The sequence below is a fragment of the Enterobacter sp. UPMP2052 genome (assembly GCF_053709675.1).
The window spans coordinates 1-17604 of sequence record NZ_JBSKJR010000003.1 but is presented as its reverse complement, the minus strand read 5'-3'; the positions used below and the strand labels follow the sequence as shown (position 1 = coordinate 17604).

Genomic DNA, 17604 nt, shown 5'->3' with positions numbered 1-17604 from the left:
TCTGAAGATGGCTGAACCACGTTTCGTACACCTGCGGGTGCATAGCGACTACTCCATGATCGATGGGCTGGCAAAGACCGGGCCGCTGGTAAAAAAGGCGGCCGCGCTTGGCATGCCTGCGCTGGCGATCACCGATTTTACCAACCTGTGTGGCCTGGTGAAGTTCTACGGAACGGCGCATGGCGTGGGGATGAAACCTATCGTCGGCGCGGATTTTCATGTGCAAAGCGAACTGCTTGGCGATGAGATGACGCAAATCTCCGTGCTGGCGATGAACAACACGGGTTATCAGAACCTTACCCTGCTTATCTCAAAAGCCTATCAGCGCGGCTATGGCGCGCTGGGGCCGTGGATCGACAGAGACTGGCTGGCCGAACTGAATGAAGGCCTGCTGCTGATCTCTGGCGGCCGCATGGGTGACGTCGGCAAATGCCTGCTGCGCGGCAACAGCGCGCTGGTGGACCAGTGCGTGTCGTTCTACGAAGAACATTTCCCGGATCGCTATTACCTTGAGTTGATCCGCACCGGTCGCGCGGATGAAGAGAACTATCTGCATGCCGCCGTAGCCCTGGCGGAACAGCGCGGGCTGCCCGTTGTGGCAACCAACGATGTGCGTTTCCTGGAATCAGGCGATTTTGACGCGCACGAGATCCGCGTCGCTATTCATGACGGCTTCACGCTCGACGATCCGAAACGTCCGCGAAATTACTCCTCGCAGCAGTACATGCGCACGGAAGAGGAGATGTGTGAACTCTTCTCTGATATCCCGGAAGCGCTGGAAAACAGCGTAGAGATTGCCAAGCGCTGTAACGTGACCGTGCGTCTCGGCGAGTATTTTCTGCCGCAGTTCCCGACGGGCGACATGACCACGGAAGATTTCCTGGTTGTGAAATCGAAAGAAGGGCTGGAAGAACGCCTGGAATTTCTCTTCCCGGATGAAGCGGAACGTAAAGAGAAGCGCCCACCCTACGACGAACGTCTGGATATTGAGCTGCAGGTTATCAACCAGATGGGGTTCCCCGGCTACTTCCTGATCGTGATGGAGTTTATCCAGTGGTCGAAGGATAACGGCGTGCCGGTAGGCCCGGGCCGTGGTTCCGGTGCTGGTTCGCTGGTGGCGTACGCGCTCAAAATCACCGACCTCGATCCGCTGGAGTTTGACCTGCTGTTCGAACGTTTCCTTAACCCTGAACGTGTCTCCATGCCCGACTTCGACGTCGACTTCTGCATGGAGAAACGTGACCAGGTGATTGAGCACGTTGCAGATATGTATGGCCGCGATGCGGTATCGCAGATTATTACCTTCGGTACGATGGCGGCGAAAGCGGTTATCCGCGACGTTGGCCGCGTGCTGGGGCATCCGTACGGCTTCGTCGATCGCATCTCCAAGCTGGTGCCGCCCGATCCCGGCATGACGCTGGCAAAAGCCTTTGAAGCCGAGCCGCAGCTGCCGGAAATCTACGAAGCAGACGAAGAAGTTAAAGCGCTGATCGACATGGCGCGTAAGCTCGAAGGCGTCACGCGTAACGCCGGTAAACATGCGGGCGGGGTGGTGATTGCCCCGACTAAAATTACCGATTTTGCGCCGCTCTATTGCGACGAGGCGGGTCATCACCCGGTCACACAGTTCGATAAAAACGACGTGGAATACGCCGGGCTGGTGAAGTTCGACTTCCTCGGCCTGCGCACCCTGACGATCATCGACTGGGCGCTGAAGATGATCAACCCGCGCCGCGAGAAGCAGGGTCTGGAGCCGATAGACATCGCCGCCATCCCGCTGGATGATAAAAAAAGTTTCGACATGCTGCAGCGCTCGGAGACCACCGCCGTCTTCCAGCTTGAATCCCGCGGCATGAAAGACCTGATTAAGCGCCTGCAGCCCGACTGCTTCGAAGATATGATCGCGCTGGTGGCGTTGTTCCGTCCGGGGCCGCTGCAGTCAGGGATGGTGGATAACTTTATCGACCGTAAGCACGGGCGCGAAGAGATTTCCTACCCCGACGTGCAGTGGCAGCATGAAAGCCTTAAACCGGTACTGGAGCCTACCTACGGCATCATCCTGTATCAGGAACAGGTCATGCAGATTGCCCAGGTCCTGTCAGGTTACACCCTTGGCGGCGCGGACATGCTGCGTCGTGCAATGGGTAAGAAAAAGCCTGAAGAGATGGCCAAGCAGCGTTCTATCTTTGAGGACGGGGCGAAAAAGAACGGCATTGACGGCGAACTGGCGATGAAAATCTTCGACCTGGTAGAGAAGTTCGCCGGGTACGGGTTTAACAAATCCCACTCCGCTGCCTATGCACTGGTCTCCTATCAGACGCTGTGGCTGAAGGCCCACTATCCGGCTGAGTTTATGGCGGCGGTGATGACGGCCGATATGGACAACACCGAGAAAGTGGTTGGCCTGGTCGACGAGTGCTGGCGCATGGGGCTTAAGATCCTGCCGCCGGATATCAATTCCGGGCTTTACCATTTCCACGTGAACGAGCACGGGGAGATTGTCTACGGGATCGGCGCGATCAAAGGTGTCGGTGAAGGTCCAATCGAGGCGATCATCGAGGCGCGTAACAATGGCGGCTATTTCCGCGAGCTGTTCGACCTCTGCGCCCGGACTGACACTAAAAAGCTTAACCGCCGCGTGCTCGAAAAACTGATAATGTCCGGGGCGTTCGACAGGCTGGGGCCGCACCGTGCCGCGCTGATGAACTCGCTGGGCGATGCGTTGAAAGCGGCCGATCAGCACGCGAAGGCAGAAGCGATAGGCCAGGCCGATATGTTTGGCGTTCTGGCGGAAGAGCCAGAGCAGATTGAGCAGTCGTATTCCAACTGCCAGCCCTGGCCAGAACAGGTGGTGCTGGATGGTGAGCGTGAAACGTTAGGCTTGTACCTGACGGGGCACCCGATCAACCAGTACATTAAAGAAATTGAGCGCTATGTCGGAGGCAACAGGCTAAAAGACATGCATCCGACAGATCGTGGTAAAATCACCACGGCTGCGGGGCTCGTGATTGCTGCAAGGGTAATGGTCACCAAGCGCGGCAATCGTATTGGCATCTGTACATTGGATGACCGTTCCGGGCGTCTGGAGGTGATGTTGTTCACCGACGCGCTGGATAAATACCAGCAATTGCTGGAAAAAGACCGCATACTTATCGTCAGCGGACAGGTCAGCTTTGATGACTTCAGTGGGGGGCTTAAAATGACCGCCCGCGAAGTGATGGATATTGACGAAGCCCGTGAAAAATATGCTCGCGGGCTTGCTATCTCGCTGACGGACAGGCAAATTGATGACCAGCTTTTAAACCGACTCCGTCAGTCTCTGGAACCCCACCGCTCGGGGACAATTCCAGTACATCTCTACTATCAGAGGGCGGATGCACGCGCGCGGTTGCGCTTTGGTGCAGCGTGGCGTGTCTCTCCGAGCGATCGTTTACTGAACGATCTCCGTGGCCTCATTGGTTCGGAGCAGGTGGAACTGGAGTTTGACTAATACAGGAATACTATGAGTCTGAATTTCCTTGATTTCGAACAGCCGATTGCAGAGCTGGAAGCGAAAATCGATTCTCTGACAGCCGTAAGCCGTCAGGATGAAAAACTGGATATAAACATCGACGAGGAAGTGCATCGTCTGCGCGAAAAAAGCGTAGAGCTGACGCGCAAAATCTTCGCCGATCTTGGCGCATGGCAGATTGCCCAGCTGGCGCGTCATCCTCAGCGCCCGTACACCCTGGATTATGTCCGCCTGGCGTTTGATGAATTTGACGAACTGGCAGGCGATCGCGCTTACGCAGACGATAAAGCTATCGTCGGCGGGATTGCGCGTCTCGACGGGCGTCCGGTGATGATCATTGGTCATCAGAAAGGTCGCGAAACCAAAGAGAAAATCCGTCGTAACTTTGGTATGCCTGCTCCAGAAGGCTACCGTAAGGCCCTGCGTCTGATGGAGATGGCTGAGCGTTTTAATATGCCTATCATCACCTTCATCGACACCCCGGGGGCATACCCGGGTGTTGGCGCGGAAGAGCGCGGTCAGTCTGAAGCCATCGCACGCAACCTGCGTGAGATGTCTCGCCTGCGCGTACCGGTCATCTGCACCGTTATCGGTGAAGGGGGTTCTGGTGGTGCGCTGGCGATTGGCGTGGGCGATAAAGTGAATATGCTGCAGTACAGCACCTATTCCGTTATCTCCCCGGAAGGCTGTGCGTCCATTCTGTGGAAAAGCGCCGATAAAGCGCCGCTGGCAGCAGAAGCGATGGGCATCATTGCCCCGCGTCTGAAAGAGCTGAAGCTTATCGACTCCGTGATCCCAGAGCCGTTGGGCGGTGCGCACCGTAAGCCTGAAGCGATGGCCGCGTCCCTGAAAGCACAGTTGCTGGCCGATCTGGCCGATCTGGACGTGCTGAGCAAAGAAGAGTTGCTCGACCGTCGTTACCAGCGTCTGATGACCTACGGTTACGCGTAAGCGCGACATTTATCTGAAAAGCCGCACAGTGTTGCGGCTTTTTTTATACCTGCGGTTTAGCCGGGCTATGCTTACCTAATGTTTTTCAAGGAGGTAGCCCGTGAATATCATTGCCATTATGGGGCCGCACGGCGTCTTTTATAAAGACGAGCCCATCAAGGAGCTGGAGCAAGCCCTGCAGTCCCGCGGATACCAGCTTATCTGGCCGCATAACAGTGCGGATTTGCTGAAGTTCATTGAACATAACCCGCGCATCTGCGGCGTCATTTTTGACTGGGACGAATACGACCTGGAGCTGTGCAGCGACATCAACAGGTTGAACGAGTATCTTCCGCTGTACGCTTTTATCAATACGCATTCGACAATGGACGTCAGCGCTCACGATATGCGCATGGCGCTGTGGTTCTTTGAATACTCGCTTGGCGTGGCGGAAGACATTGCCACCCGCATTCAGCAGTACACGGGAGAGTATCTCGATAACATCACCCCACCGTTTACCCGCGCGCTTTTTACCTACGTGAAAGAAGGCAAATATACCTTCTGTACGCCGGGGCATATGGCGGGCACGGCGTATCAGAAAAGCCCGGTCGGCTGCCTGTTCTATGATTTCTTCGGCGGCAACACGCTTAAAGCGGATGTATCGATTTCGGTCACCGAGCTGGGCTCTTTGCTCGACCACACCGGCCCGCATCTGGAAGCCGAAGAGTATATCGCCCGCACGTTTGGTGCCGAGCAGAGCTACATGGTGACCAATGGTACCTCGACATCAAATAAAATCGTCGGGATGTACGCGGCCCCAGCCGGAAGCACGCTGCTCATCGACCGTAACTGCCATAAATCTCTGGCGCATTTGCTGATGATGAGCGATGTGGTGCCGATCTGGCTGTCGCCGACGCGTAACGCGCTCGGCATTCTGGGTGGTATTCCGCGCCGTGAGTTTACGCATGCGGCGATTGAAACCAAGGTGGCGTCCGTCCCGCAGGCAAGCTGGCCGATCCACGCGGTGATCACCAACTCCACCTATGACGGTCTGCTCTACAACACCAACTGGATCAAGCAGACCCTGGACGTGCCGTCGATCCACTTTGACTCCGCGTGGGTGCCGTACACCAATTTCCACCCGATTTACGAAGGGAAAAGCGGGATGAGCGGCGAGCGGGTGCCGGGCAAAGTGTTTTTCGAAACGCAGTCGACGCACAAGATGCTGGCGGCGTTTTCTCAGGCCTCGCTGATCCACATTAAAGGCGAATACGACGAGGACACCTTCAACGAAGCCTTTATGATGCACACCACCACCTCGCCAAGTTATCCGCTGGTGGCCTCGATTGAAACGGCGGCGGCGATGCTGCGGGGTAATCCCGGCAAGCGTCTCATCAATCGTTCAGTGGAACGGGCGCTGCATTTCCGCAAAGAAGTTCAGCGGCTAAAAGATGAAGCGGACGGCTGGTTCTTCGACATCTGGCAGCCTGAAGAGATTGATGAGGCTGAGTGCTGGCAGGTCGCGCCCGGCGAAAGCTGGCACGGCTTTCGGGATGCCGACCCGGACCATATGTTCCTCGATCCGGTGAAAGTGACGATCCTGACGCCGGGCATGGACGAGCAAGGGGTGATGAGCGATGAAGGGATCCCCGCCGCGCTGGTGGCGAAGTTCCTCGATGAGCGTGGCGTCGTGGTGGAGAAAACCGGGCCGTACAACCTGCTGTTCCTGTTCAGCATCGGGATCGATAAAACCCGCGCAATGGGGCTGCTGCGTGGTCTGATGGAGTTTAAACGCGCCTACGATCTGAACCTGCGGGTGAAGAACATGCTGCCGGATCTCTACGCGGAAGATCCTGATTTCTATCGCAACATGCGCATTCAGGATCTGGCGCAGGGGATCCACAAATTGATCCGCCAGCACGATCTGCCGCGTCTGATGCTGCAGGCGTTCGACGTTCTGCCTGAGATGAAGCTGACGCCGCACAAGGCCTGGCAGCATCAGGTGAAAGGCGAGGTAGAGACCGTCGAGCTGGAAAACCTGGTCGGGCGCGTGTCGGCCAATATGATCCTGCCGTATCCGCCGGGCGTGCCGCTGCTGATGCCGGGTGAGATGATTGTCGAAGAGAGCCGGGCGGTTCTCGATTTCCTGCTGATGCTGTGTTCGGTTGGGCGACACTACCCTGGTTTTGAGACCGACATTCACGGTGCCAAACGGGATGAAAACGGCGTGTACTGGGTACGGGTCCTAAAATGAAGCTGGCCGCTTGCCAGGCGCAGGTTCCCGGTTGTAACGTTCAGGCATCATGAAAAGGAGAAGCTATGCTGGGTTTAAAACAGGTTCACCATATTGCGATCATTGCCACCGATTACGCGCAAAGTAAGGCTTTCTATTGTGACATTCTCGGCTTTGAGCTGTTAAGCGAGGCGTACCGTGAAGAGCGTGACTCCTGGAAAGGCGATTTGGCGTTAAACGGCCAGTATGTCATTGAGCTGTTCTCCTTTCCTTTCCCGCCTGCGCGTCCTTCTCGTCCGGAAGCCTGTGGCCTGCGCCATCTTGCTTTCAGCGTAGAGGACATTGATAGCGCGGTGAAGCATCTGGAGGCGCACGGCGTGGCATGCGAAGCCATACGTGTCGATCCGTTTACCGGTAAACGTTTCACCTTTTTCAACGACCCGGACGGTCTGCCGCTGGAGCTTTACCAGCAGTAAACGCCGGTATATGTGATAATGCCCGACCAGTTCGGGCATTTTTTTATGTGTAATTGCTTATGACCTCATCTGATATTGCGCAAGCCGTTTCGCCGTACCGCCAGCTGCTGGTGGGGTTTAGCGGTGGGCTGGATTCCACGGTGTTACTTCATCGCCTGATGCACTGGCGCGATCGAGAGCCCGACGTTCAGATTCGGGCTATTCATGTTCATCACGGGTTGAGTCCTTATGCAGATGAGTGGGTTGCGCACTGCGACGCCCTGTGCGCGGCGTGGGCGATCCCGCTGCACGTGGAGCGTGTCTTACTCGAAAATGAAGGGCTGGGCATTGAGGCGCAGGCGCGTAAAGCCCGCTATGCCGCGTTTGCCCGCACTTTAAAGCCCGGCGAGGCGCTGGTGACGGCGCAACACCTTGATGATCAGTGTGAGACATTCCTGCTGGCGCTCAAGCGGGGAAGTGGCCCGGCAGGGTTATCCGCCATGCCTGAGCGTACCGCGTTTGGCGGCACAGAATTACTACGTCCTCTGCTGGGCGAAACGCGCGCGTCTCTTGAAGCCTGGGCGCAGCAGCATCAGCTGAGCTGGATTGAAGATGAGAGCAATCAGGACGACAGCTACGATCGCAATTTCCTGCGTCTGCGCGTCTTGCCGCTGTTGACCCAGCGATGGGGGCACTTTGCTGAAGCGACCGCCCGCAGCGCCGCACTCTGCGCTGAGCAGGAAACGCTGCTGGATGAGTTGCTGAGCGACGCGCTATCCGACCTGACATCCGGTGACGGGGCGCTGGCGATTACGCCGCTTGAGACGATGACCCCGGTGCGGCGCGCGGCGCTTCTGCGCCGCTGGCTGGCCATGCACAATGCGGCTATGCCGTCGCGCGCCATGCTACACCGTATCTGGGAGGAGGTTGCTCAGGCGCGGGAAGATGCCGCCCCGTGTGTGTATCTCAATGGCTTTGAGGTCAGGCGCTACAAAGGCCGGCTGTGGTGGGTAAAATCCACCCCTTCGCTTACCGATGTGGTGCTGGCCTGGCCGTCACCCCATGACGTGCTGGAACTACCTTATCAGAGGGGAACCGTTTCGTTGACCACGCCGGGCCACGTGCGGCTACCCAATGCCGATGAACCTGTTACCGTGCGCTTTAAGGCCAGCGGTGTGCTGCACATTGTCGGGCGCAACGGCGGGCGTAAGCTGAAGAAAATCTGGCAGGAGAACAATGTGCCGCCCTGGCTGCGCGATACCACACCGCTACTGTTTTACGGCGAGACGTTGATTGCGGCGGCGGGCGTATTCGTGACGAAAGACGGGTGGGCAGAAGAGGGGGTTGGTTTTCAGTGGACGGTGTAACGGGCAGCGGGGCTGCCCGTTAATGTTCATCAGGATTCGCTCACCACAACGGTGCCGATTTCCGGGTGACTGAAGCTGGCGATTTTATCCAGGCGAAGCTCGCGCGTCGCGCCGGCATCTTCCACTACCAGGTATTCCACGTTCTTACGTGAAACCAGGTCGCTGGCTTTCGCCTTCAGCACTTCGCCATCTTTGAGTTCCAGCGTCAGTATTAAATGATGCTGGCAGGCGAGTTCGAGGTTGTCATAGTCATCACAATTGATGGGTTGATAAGTTTCATTCATCGACATAATCGCTCACCAGTAGATTCGCTGCAGCATACGCTGCTTTTTCCCTGACCGATTCTGAAAGACTCTCATCAGAGGCCACTTCATTTAGCACTTTGAGTACACAACCCAACGCATCCGGGATATAGCCCAGATCGCCGCTGGCGATTTCCGCATACCGTTTGCGAATTAGCTCACAATAATTGTTCACATCCCCTCCTGCCAGCGCACTGGCTTACTGTGAGATAACATTAAGCCTACGAAGATAAACTCGGTTTAGCAAGGTGACTATACCATACTCATTTAAGCAATATCAGAGCCTTGATAGCGGCCTGTTCATCACCTCGTAACAGCCTTTTGCCGCTATTTTCGCTACACTGTGCGCCTTATACGAAAGGAGTTCTCTCATGGCGCTGAAAGCGACAATTTATAAAGCTGTGGTTAATGTGGCGGATCTCGACCGCAACCAGTTTCTGGATGCGTCACTGACGCTGGCGCGTCATCCGTCTGAAACCCAGGAGCGCATGATGCTTCGCCTGCTGGCGTGGGTGAAGTATGCTGATGACCGTTTGCAATTTACCCGTGGCCTAAGCGCGGAAGATGAACCAGAAGCCTGGCTGCGCAACGATCATCTGGGCATTGATTTGTGGATCGAACTCGGTCTGCCGGATGAACGTCGGATAAAAAAAGCGTGTACGCAGTCAGCGGAAGTGGCGTTATTTGCGTATAATCAACGTGCTGCGGAGATTTGGTGGCAGCAGAACAAGAAAAAAAGTGCGCAGTTTACCAATCTCACCGTCTGGTATCTGGATGACGAGCAGCTGGCGCAGCTGAGCGCGTTCGCCAGCAGGACCATGGTGTTGCAGGCAACTATTCAGGATGGTGCGATCTGGCTCTCTGATTCTCAGAATAATCTGGAAATCCATTTAACCGCGTGGCAACCAGCGTCATGATTGATTTGTCCCGAAACGTCAGCATTCCTGATAACGAGCTGGAGATCACGGCGATCCGCGCGCAGGGCGCGGGCGGACAGCATGTTAACAAGGCTTCAACCGCTATCCATTTGCGCTTTGACATTCGGGCCTCCAGCCTGCCAGAGTATTACAAAGAACGTTTGCTTGCCGCCAGCCATCATCTGATTACCAGCGATGGCGTGATAATTATCAAAGCGCAGGAATATCGCAGTCAGGAACTGAACCGCGAAGCGGCGCTTTCCCGGCTGGTGGCCGTCATAAAAGAGTTAACCGCAGAGCAAAAAAGCCGTCGGGCTACGCGACCAACCCGCGCTTCGAAAGAGCGCCGGTTATCAACGAAGTCGCAAAAATCCTCGGTAAAAGCACTACGCGGAAAAGTTCGTCGCCCTGTGGAGTGACGAAAAGGAACACACTTTTTCATAAGGGATCCATCGTGAAAAAAGCACTATTTTCAGCATTAGCCGTCAGCACGCTGTTCGCACTCTTCGGGTGTAACAACCGTTCGGAAACGCAGGCCTTGCAGGCCGCGCCTACTGAAGCGTTAAAACCGATGCAGCAGAGCTGGCGCGGCGTACTGCCGTGTGCGGATTGCGAAGGAATCGAAACCACGCTCTTCCTGGAAAAAGATGGCACCTGGGTCATGAACCAGCGCTATCAGGGCGCAAAGGAGCCATCTTCTTTTGCGAGCTACGGAAAATGGGCACGTACCGCCGAGAAGCTGGTGCTGACCGATACCACGGGTGATAAAACCTATTTCCGCGCCAAAGGTGAGGGGATGGAGATGCTCGATCGCGAGGGCAACCCGATTGAGTCGCAATTTAATTACACGCTCGCGCCGGTGAAAGCGGCGCTGCCTGCTACGCCAATGGCGATGCGGGGAATGTACTTCTATATGGCGGATGCGGCGATCTTCACCGACTGTGCCACCGGTAAGAAAGTCAGCGTGGCAAACAATGCTCAGCTGGAGCGGGATTATGCCGTCGCGCGCGGGAATGACAGTAAGCCGGTCTTACTGACGGTTGACGGTCACTTTACGCTGGAGCCTAACCCGGATAGCGGTGAGATGGTGAAAACGCTGGTGGTTGATAAAGACGCGAGCTTTGCTGCGGGTAAAGACTGTAGCAGTAAATAGCGTCTTCGTGAGCCAATAAAAAACCCCGCCTGAGCGGGGTTTTTGTTTTTTAGCCTTTGATGGCTTTCATCAGGTAATCAAGAATGTCGCCGGTCTTGATCATCTGTTTCTCGCCGCTACGACGGTATTTGTATTCGATTTCGTCGCTGTCGAGGTTACGATCGCCAATAACGATGGTGTGCGGAATGCCGATCAGTTCCATATCGGCGAACATCACGCCCGGACGCTCTTTACGGTCGTCCATCAGCACGTCAACGCCCTGCGCGCGCAGTTCAGCGTACAGCTTCTCGGCCAGCTCCTGAACGCGGTAAGACTTGTGCATGTTCATTGGCAGGATGGCTACCTGGAACGGCGCAATGTTGTCCGGCCAGACGATACCGCGCTCGTCGAAGTTCTGCTCGATAGCGGCAGCAACCACGCGCGTGACCCCGATACCGTAGCAACCCATGGTCAGCACCTGGTTACGACCATCTTCGCCCTGAACCGCCGCATTCATGGCGCGGGAGTACTTATCGCCCAGCTGGAAGATATGGCCCACTTCGATACCGCGTTTAATCATCAGCGTACCCTGGCCGTCCGGGCTTGGATCGCCCGCCACCACGTTACGGATGTCCGCAACTTCTGGTGTCGCGACGTCACGATCCCAGTTAATGCCAAAGTAGTGCTTGCCGTCGATGTTGGCACCTGCAGAGAAGTCGCTCATTGCAGCAACCGTACGGTCAACAACCACGGGAACGGGCATATTTACTGGCCCCAGCGAGCCAGGACCGGCGTTCACGACGGCACGGATTTCTGCTTCCGTAGCAAACGTCAGCGGGCTGGCGACCTGCGGCAGTTTTTCTGCTTTCACTTCGTTCAGCTCGTGATCGCCGCGCACCAGCAGGGCAACCAGCGGGTATGCGCTGCCTTCGGCCGATTTAACCAGCAGCGTTTTAACCGTTTTCTCAATCGGCAGATTGAACTGCTCAACCAGCTCGGCGATGGTTTTGGCGTTCGGCGTATCAACCAGCGTCATCTCTTCGGTTGCGGCGGCGCGTGGCGCTTTTGGTGCCAGGGCTTCTGCAAACTCGATGTTAGCAGCGTAATCAGAGGAATCAGAGAAGATCACATCGTCTTCGCCGCTCTGCGCCAGAACCTGGAACTCGTGGGATGCGCTACCGCCGATTGAACCGGTATCAGCCTGTACAGCACGAAAATCCAGACCCATGCGGGAGAAGATTTTGCTGTAAGCCTCATACATTTTATCGTAGGTCTCCTGCAGAGATTCCTGAGAGGTATGGAAAGAGTAAGCATCTTTCATCAGGAATTCGCGGGAGCGCATAACGCCAAAACGTGGACGCACTTCGTCACGGAACTTGGTCTGGATCTGGAAGAAGTTCAACGGCAGCTGCTTGTAAGAGCTCAGCTCGTTGCGGATCAGATCGGTAATGACCTCTTCATGCGTTGGACCGAGAACAAACGGACGATCGCCGCGATCGGCAATACGCAGCAGTTCGGGACCGTACTGCTCCCAGCGACCACTCTCCTGCCACAGTTCAGAGGGCTGAACCACGGGCATTAACACCTCGATTGCACCGGCGTTGTTCATCTCTTCACGCACGATGTTTTCGACTTTTTTCAGGACGCGCACGCCGGTCGGCAACCAGGTGTACAACCCGGAGGCCAGCTTGCGGATCATCCCGGCGCGCAGCATCAGCTGGTGGCTGATCACCTCGGCGTCGGCAGGTGTCTCCTTCAGAGTGGAGAGCAGATATTGGCTAGTACGCATGTTGTTACGGTTCCATTTCGACTATTGGAACAGGCTGAAACGCCAGCCTGACACAAAAAAAGTGGTTTAGTTTACCAGTGTGGCAAAGATGCCAAAAGAGAGGAGATTAAAATTACCTGGGTTCCAGGGCAAACACTTCAAAACCGGCCTCGGTGACGCGCCAGCGAACGTTAAAATCCAGCAGCCAGACGGCGTACGTTTTCCCGGACTCCTCTTCTTTGCGGTAGGCGGGACGGGGGTCCTGAGCCAGCACTTCCGTGATAAAGTCCCGCAGACGAGGATAGCGTTTTTCAAGCTGATTGAGCGTGTCCGTCAACGCCGGTGTGAAAGAGACGGGCATGTCCGCATGAGGCGCGTCCTGTGCATAGCTCGCACGGGCCTCCGGCAGGGCCTCAGCAAAAGGCAGATACGGCTTGATGTCGATAACCGGTGTGCCATCCACCAGGTCGAGACTGCCTAACGCCAGTATCACCCGATCCTTTTCACAGCGTATGCCTTTCAGTTCGACCAGCGACATGCCAACCGGGTTTGGACGGAAGGTTGAGCGGGTCGCGAACACGCCCATTCTCGCATTTCCGCCCAGACGAGGAGGGCGAACGGTAGGACGCCAGCCGCCATCCATTGTCTGGTGAAAGACAAAGACAACCCACAGGTGGCTGAACGCCTCAAGTCCGCGTACCGCATCGGCCTGATTATAAGGCGCGATTAAGTGAAGCTCGCCGCTGCCGCTGGTCACCAGACCAGGCTGGCGTGGGACGGCGAACTTCTCTTTATAGGGGGAGCGGATAACGCCTATCTGCTCGAACTGAAACGAACTCATTTCGCCGTAATGTTCAGCGCAGAACCGATGCAAACCGCCTGACGGTAGCAGCCTGGCGTACCGCTGGTCACTTCACAGCTGTGCAGTAGCACCGCGTTGGCTTTCATTTTTGACGCGTTAATCTGCATACGTTTACGCGCTGTCGGGATATTCGGTGGAGAGTCCTGGTTCGTTGCCTGGCAGGATTCGCCGCTGACTTCACCCAGCTCACGGAATGGTTTTCCGACGAGATCGTCTGCTTTGGTAATAATGCGAACCGGGGCAGGTCGAGGGGCTTTTGGTTTCGCTGGCTCCGCTTTTGGCGGGGTTGCAGTGCTTTGAACAGGTTCAACAGGAGATCTGCTTAGCATAGAACAGCCGCTCAGCATGAGTGCTAAAAGACAGATCGGTAAAGCACGCATAATAGTTCCTCAGTGGATAATCAAAACGTCAGATATTGAATCAGTTGCCCGCACAAATGACAAGACGGGCATAAGCCCGTCTTGATGATATTACACTGAAGTCAGATTACCAGCCTTTAACAGCGCCGCCGTTAAACACTTTATTCGCTTCCTGGTAAACTTCTTCTGACTGGTATGCCTGCACGAATTTCTTCACGTTTTCCGCGTCTTTGTTATCTTCGCGGGTAACGATCAGGTTAACGTATGGGGAGTCTTTGTCTTCAACAAAGATACCGTCTTTCGCTGGCGTCAGGCCAATCTGGCTGGCGTAGGTGGTGTTGATCACGGCCAGCGCAATCTGCGCATCGTCCAGTGAACGCGGCAGCTGAGGGGCTTCCAGCTCAACCAGTTTCAGATTTTTCGGATTCTCGGTCACGTCCAGTACGGTCGGCAGCAGACCTACACCCTCTTTCAGTTTGATCAGACCCACTTTTTGCAGCAGCAGCAGGGAACGGCCAAGGTTGGTAGGATCGTTTGGAATGGCCACCTGCGAGCCTGGCTGTAGTTCGTCCAGCGATTTAATCTTCTTGGAGTAACCGGCAATCGGGTAAACAAAAGTATTGCCCGCCGCAACCAGCTTGTAGCCACGGTCTTTGATCTGCTGATCCAGGTACGGTTTGTGCTGGAAGGCGTTGGCGTCGATATCGCCTTTGCTCAGCGCTTCGTTTGGCAGAACGTAATCGTTGAAGGTCACCAGCTCAACGTCCAGGCCATATTTCTCTTTCGCCACTTTCTGGGCGGCTTCTGCAACCTGCTGCTCAGCACCGACAATAACGCCCACTTTAATGTGGTTTGGATCTTTTTCGTCCTGACCGCAACCCACCAGTGCCAGAGAGCCAATTAGCGCGCCAACCGCTGCAAAGGTCTTTAATTTAAACGCCATGTTTTATCCTTAACTCATCGAGTTTGTGTTGTGTGTAACGTTATTTATGCGTAACAGCCCGGACGATGCGATCGCCAGAGAACTGAATTAAATAAACCAGAACAACCAGCAATACCAGAACGGTATTCATTACGGTAGCGTTATAACCAATATAACCGTACTGGTAGCCAATCTGGCCTAAACCGCCGGCACCGACTGCACCACCCATCGCAGAATAGCCCACCAGGGTAATCAGCGTAATGGTGGCTGCGTTTACCAGGCCCGGCAATGCTTCAGGCAGCAGGACTTTACGTACGATCTGCATTGGCGTGGCACCCATTGCGCGGGACGCTTCAATCAGGCCCGTTGGGATTTCAAGCAGGGCGTTTTCCACCATTCGGGCGATAAACGGTGCCGCACCGACGGTCAATGGCACGATAGCCGCCTGCAGACCGATAGAGGTGCCGACGATCACGCGGGTAAACGGAATCATCCAGACCAGCAGAATGATGAACGGGATAGAACGGAAGATGTTCACCAGCGCAGAGAGCGTACGGTAGAGCTTCGCGTTCTCAATGATTTGCCCCGGGCGCGTCACGTACAGCAGCACGCCGACCGGCAGGCCAATCACAAAGCCAAAGAAACCCGATACGAAGGTCATTGCCAGCGTTTCCCAAACGCCGCGAACCAGCAGCCAAATCATCGGCTCAGACATAACCCAGTACCTCTACTTTTACATGATGTTCTTGCAGCCAGGCAATTGCCGCCTGGGTTTCTTCCTGTGTGCCGTGCATTTCCGTCAGCATGATGCCGAACTTCACGCCACCGGCGTAATCCATCTGCGCGCTGATAATGTTGTTATTCACGTTGAAGCGGCGCGCGGTTTCCGACAGCAGCGGCGCATCGACCGACTGGCCGGTAAACTCCATGCGCAGCATCGGGACGCTGTCAGGCGTTGCGTCTGTTTTCAAACGTTCCAGATAATCTTCGGGAATATCCAGATGCAGCGTTGACTGGATAAACTGCTGCGCCAGCGGCGTTTTCGGGTGAGAGAACACTTCGCTCACCGTATCCTGCTCAATCAATTCACCGTTGCTGATCACTGCCACACAATCACAGATGCGTTTCACCACATCCATCTCGTGCGTAATAAGAAGGATGGTCAGCCCCAGGCGACGGTTGATGTCTTTCAGGAGTTCGAGAATCGAACGGGTCGTGGCCGGGTCTAATGCGCTGGTGGCTTCATCGCACAGCAGCACTTTTGGGTTGCTTGCCAGGGCACGGGCAATGGCGACGCGCTGCTTTTGACCGCCGGACAGGTTAGCCGGATAGCTATCATGTTTATCGCCCAGACCTACGAGGTCGAGCAGCTCGGTCACGCGACGCTTCACTTCTTCTTTAGGCGTATTGTCCAGCTCTAGCGGCAATGCGACGTTGCCAAAAACGGTGCGGGAGGCCAACAGATTAAAGTGCTGGAAGATCATGCCGATCTGGCGACGCGCTTTAGTGAGTTCTTTCTCTGAGAGCGCGGTAAGTTCCTGACCGCCAACTTCTACATTGCCCTGGGTTGGGCGTTCAAGCAGGTTAACACAACGGATCAGCGTACTTTTACCTGCACCCGATGCGCCAATGACGCCATAAATTTGACCAGCAGGAACATGCAGGCTGACGTTGTTCAGCGCCTGAATGGTTCGGTTCCCCTGCTGGAACACTTTGGTGATATTGGAAAGTTTAATCATTAGATTATTTTTATCGTATGTAAGTTAGCCGTGGCATTTTGTTCTGCCAGATACGGGTGATGACCGTAAACAAAACGGATGTTAAGGCATCCAGACGTCTAAATCAATCCAACTCTGTGCGATGAGCACTTTATTGCGCTGCGATTCATGAGATACTAGCCGAACATGCCTTTTTCAGGAGCAAACCGGTGGCAAAATCAGTACCCGCAATTTTTCTCGATCGTGATGGCACCATTAATGTGGATCACGGTTACGTTCATGAGATTGATGAGTTCGAGTTTATCGAGGGCGTAATAGAGGCCATGCGCCAGCTGAAAGAGATGGGCTATGCGCTGGTGGTGGTCACCAACCAGTCTGGCATTGCGCGTGGAAAATTTACCGAAGCACAGTTCGAGACGTTAATAGAATGGATGGACTGGTCGCTGGCGGATCGGGGCGTTGACCTTGATGGTATCTACTATTGTCCGCATCATCCCCAGGGAACAGTAGAAGAGTATCGCCAGACGTGTGATTGCCGTAAGCCGCACCCGGGGATGTTTATCTCTGCGCAGGAATTTCTGAATATCGATATGGCCGCCTCTTATATGGTGGGCGACAAGCTGGAAGATATGCAGGCGGCAACGGCGGCGGGTGTGGGGACCAAAATATTAGTGCGCACTGGCAAACCGGTGACCCCCGAAGCAGAAAACGCAGCTGACTGGGTGATTAATAGTCTGGCCGAGCTACCAAAAGAGATAAAAAAGCATCAGAAATAGGCTTTTTGGCGAAAAGGTGAGCGGTTGAAATAAAAATGCATTTTTCCGCTTGTCATTCCTCGGTGGCTCCCTATAATGCGCCTCCATCGACACGGCGGATGTGAATCACTTCACAGACAACCCGGTCGGTTGAAGAGAAAAAATCCTGAAATTCAGGGTTGACTCTGAAAGAGGAAAGCGTAATATACGCCACCTCGCGACAGAGCGCTAAAGCGCGTCGCAACTGCTCTTTAACAATTTATCAGACAATCTGTGTGGGCACTCAAAGTGACATGGATTCTTAATGTCTTCGGACAATAAATGAATACCAAGTCTCTGAGTGAACATACGTAATTCATTACGAAGTTTAATT

At 55.0% G+C, this 17604-nt stretch carries 17 protein-coding genes; 9 read left to right on the top strand and 8 right to left on the bottom strand.

The features are described 5' to 3' along the window. The first annotated feature begins 7 nt into the window (after positions 1-7). The 5 genes from dnaE to tilS all read left to right on the top strand — a co-directional run bounded on the left by dnaE (position 8) and on the right by tilS (position 8496). On the top strand, positions 8-3490 hold the full coding sequence (gene dnaE / locus ACWKX3_RS12100) for a DNA polymerase III subunit alpha (protein WP_058609780.1): 3483 nt from the start codon (positions 8-10) through the stop codon (positions 3488-3490). Positions 3491-3502: 12 nt separating this feature from the next. Beyond that, on the top strand, positions 3503-4462 hold the full coding sequence (gene accA, locus ACWKX3_RS12095; RefSeq protein ID WP_006173590.1) for an acetyl-CoA carboxylase carboxyl transferase subunit alpha: 960 nt from the start codon (positions 3503-3505) through the stop codon (positions 4460-4462). A 100-nt stretch (positions 4463-4562) separates the two neighbouring features. Then, entirely contained in the window at positions 4563-6695 is a 2133-nt protein-coding gene (locus tag ACWKX3_RS12090; protein WP_337285391.1) for a lysine decarboxylase LdcC, read from the top strand. 65 nt (positions 6696-6760) lie between these two features. Continuing rightward, positions 6761-7150, top strand: coding sequence for a VOC family protein (locus ACWKX3_RS12085; RefSeq protein ID WP_006173587.1), 390 nt, complete (start codon positions 6761-6763; stop codon positions 7148-7150). A gap of 59 nt (positions 7151-7209) precedes the next feature. After that, positions 7210-8496 carry a tRNA lysidine(34) synthetase TilS gene (gene tilS, locus ACWKX3_RS12080; protein WP_454541870.1) on the top strand — a complete coding sequence of 429 codons (1287 nt, stop codon included), beginning with the start codon at positions 7210-7212 and terminating at the stop codon, positions 8494-8496. A 29-nt stretch (positions 8497-8525) separates the two neighbouring features. On the opposite strand, the gene rof is transcribed toward tilS, so the two are convergent. Together rof and ACWKX3_RS12070 are read right to left on the bottom strand one after the other, a co-directional pair. Continuing rightward, positions 8526-8786, bottom strand: coding sequence for a Rho-binding antiterminator (gene rof / locus ACWKX3_RS12075; RefSeq protein ID WP_006173581.1), 261 nt, complete (start codon positions 8784-8786; stop codon positions 8526-8528). Further along, positions 8773-8973, bottom strand: a complete 201-nt coding sequence (locus tag ACWKX3_RS12070) for a YaeP family protein (protein WP_006173580.1) — start codon at positions 8971-8973, stop codon at positions 8773-8775. The genes rof and ACWKX3_RS12070 overlap by 14 nt, the downstream gene beginning before the upstream one ends. Positions 8974-9169: 196 nt before the next feature. Between ACWKX3_RS12070 and ACWKX3_RS12065 the strand changes: the two genes are divergently transcribed. From ACWKX3_RS12065 to nlpE, 3 genes are read left to right on the top strand one after another with little or no spacing between them, the layout of a single operon-like run. Then, positions 9170-9715 (top strand): YaeQ family protein, encoded by a 546-nt coding sequence (locus ACWKX3_RS12065; RefSeq protein WP_454541869.1) that lies wholly within the window; start codon positions 9170-9172, stop codon positions 9713-9715. After that, positions 9712-10134 (top strand): alternative ribosome rescue aminoacyl-tRNA hydrolase ArfB, encoded by a 423-nt coding sequence (gene arfB / locus ACWKX3_RS12060; RefSeq protein ID WP_006173578.1) that lies wholly within the window; start codon positions 9712-9714, stop codon positions 10132-10134. The genes ACWKX3_RS12065 and arfB overlap by 4 nt, the downstream gene beginning before the upstream one ends. A 35-nt stretch (positions 10135-10169) precedes the next feature. Continuing rightward, the gene (nlpE, locus tag ACWKX3_RS12055; RefSeq protein ID WP_042319204.1) at positions 10170-10868 is read left to right on the top strand and encodes an envelope stress response activation lipoprotein NlpE; all 699 of its coding nucleotides are present in this window, start codon (positions 10170-10172) and stop codon (positions 10866-10868) included. Positions 10869-10917: 49 nt separating this feature from the next. Here the strand turns inward: nlpE and proS are convergent, their stop codons facing one another. The 6 genes from proS to metN all read right to left on the bottom strand — a co-directional run bounded on the left by proS (position 10918) and on the right by metN (position 16497). Further along, a complete protein-coding gene (gene proS, locus ACWKX3_RS12050; protein WP_006173573.1) occupies positions 10918-12636 on the bottom strand; it encodes a proline--tRNA ligase in 1719 nt (572 codons plus the stop codon). 112 nt (positions 12637-12748) lie between these two features. Further along, positions 12749-13456, bottom strand: a complete 708-nt coding sequence (tsaA, locus tag ACWKX3_RS12045; protein ID WP_042319201.1) for a tRNA (N6-threonylcarbamoyladenosine(37)-N6)-methyltransferase TrmO — start codon at positions 13454-13456, stop codon at positions 12749-12751. Then, the gene (rcsF, locus tag ACWKX3_RS12040; protein ID WP_010426664.1) at positions 13453-13857 is read right to left on the bottom strand and encodes an Rcs stress response system protein RcsF; all 405 of its coding nucleotides are present in this window, start codon (positions 13855-13857) and stop codon (positions 13453-13455) included. Before rcsF ends, tsaA begins: the two co-directional genes overlap by 4 nt. A 106-nt stretch (positions 13858-13963) precedes the next feature. Continuing rightward, on the bottom strand, positions 13964-14779 hold the full coding sequence (gene metQ, locus ACWKX3_RS12035; protein ID WP_042319200.1) for a methionine ABC transporter substrate-binding lipoprotein MetQ: 816 nt from the start codon (positions 14777-14779) through the stop codon (positions 13964-13966). 40 nt (positions 14780-14819) lie between these two features. Next, the gene (locus ACWKX3_RS12030; RefSeq protein WP_008501881.1) at positions 14820-15473 is read right to left on the bottom strand and encodes a methionine ABC transporter permease MetI; all 654 of its coding nucleotides are present in this window, start codon (positions 15471-15473) and stop codon (positions 14820-14822) included. Beyond that, positions 15466-16497, bottom strand: a complete 1032-nt coding sequence (gene metN, locus ACWKX3_RS12025; RefSeq protein WP_058609776.1) for a methionine ABC transporter ATP-binding protein MetN — start codon at positions 16495-16497, stop codon at positions 15466-15468. The genes ACWKX3_RS12030 and metN overlap by 8 nt, the downstream gene beginning before the upstream one ends. A 188-nt stretch (positions 16498-16685) precedes the next feature. On the opposite strand from metN, the gene gmhB reads away from it, so the two are divergent. Next, positions 16686-17252, top strand: a complete 567-nt coding sequence (gene gmhB / locus ACWKX3_RS12020; protein ID WP_454541868.1) for a D-glycero-beta-D-manno-heptose 1,7-bisphosphate 7-phosphatase — start codon at positions 16686-16688, stop codon at positions 17250-17252. The last annotated feature ends 352 nt before the right edge of the window (positions 17253-17604 follow it).

Excerpts from the sequence above, each read along its gene's own strand:
- proS (WP_006173573.1), bottom strand. The coding sequence starts at position 12,636 with ATGCGTACTAGCCAATATCTGCTCTCCACTCTGAAGGAGACACCTGCC.
- dnaE (WP_058609780.1), top strand. The coding sequence starts at position 8 with ATGGCTGAACCACGTTTCGTACACCTGCGGGTGCATAGCGACTACTCC.
- rcsF (WP_010426664.1), bottom strand. The coding sequence starts at position 13,857 with ATGCGTGCTTTACCGATCTGTCTTTTAGCACTCATGCTGAGCGGCTGT.
- metN (WP_058609776.1), bottom strand. The coding sequence starts at position 16,497 with ATGATTAAACTTTCCAATATCACCAAAGTGTTCCAGCAGGGGAACCGA.
- ACWKX3_RS12085 (WP_006173587.1), top strand. The coding sequence starts at position 6,761 with ATGCTGGGTTTAAAACAGGTTCACCATATTGCGATCATTGCCACCGAT.
- tilS (WP_454541870.1), top strand. The coding sequence starts at position 7,210 with ATGACCTCATCTGATATTGCGCAAGCCGTTTCGCCGTACCGCCAGCTG.
- metQ (WP_042319200.1), bottom strand. The coding sequence starts at position 14,779 with ATGGCGTTTAAATTAAAGACCTTTGCAGCGGTTGGCGCGCTAATTGGC.
- tsaA (WP_042319201.1), bottom strand. The coding sequence starts at position 13,456 with ATGAGTTCGTTTCAGTTCGAGCAGATAGGCGTTATCCGCTCCCCCTAT.
- rof (WP_006173581.1), bottom strand. The coding sequence starts at position 8,786 with ATGTCGATGAATGAAACTTATCAACCCATCAATTGTGATGACTATGAC.
- arfB (WP_006173578.1), top strand. The coding sequence starts at position 9,712 with ATGATTGATTTGTCCCGAAACGTCAGCATTCCTGATAACGAGCTGGAG.
- ACWKX3_RS12030 (WP_008501881.1), bottom strand. The coding sequence starts at position 15,473 with ATGTCTGAGCCGATGATTTGGCTGCTGGTTCGCGGCGTTTGGGAAACG.
- ACWKX3_RS12065 (WP_454541869.1), top strand. The coding sequence starts at position 9,170 with ATGGCGCTGAAAGCGACAATTTATAAAGCTGTGGTTAATGTGGCGGAT.
- accA (WP_006173590.1), top strand. The coding sequence starts at position 3,503 with ATGAGTCTGAATTTCCTTGATTTCGAACAGCCGATTGCAGAGCTGGAA.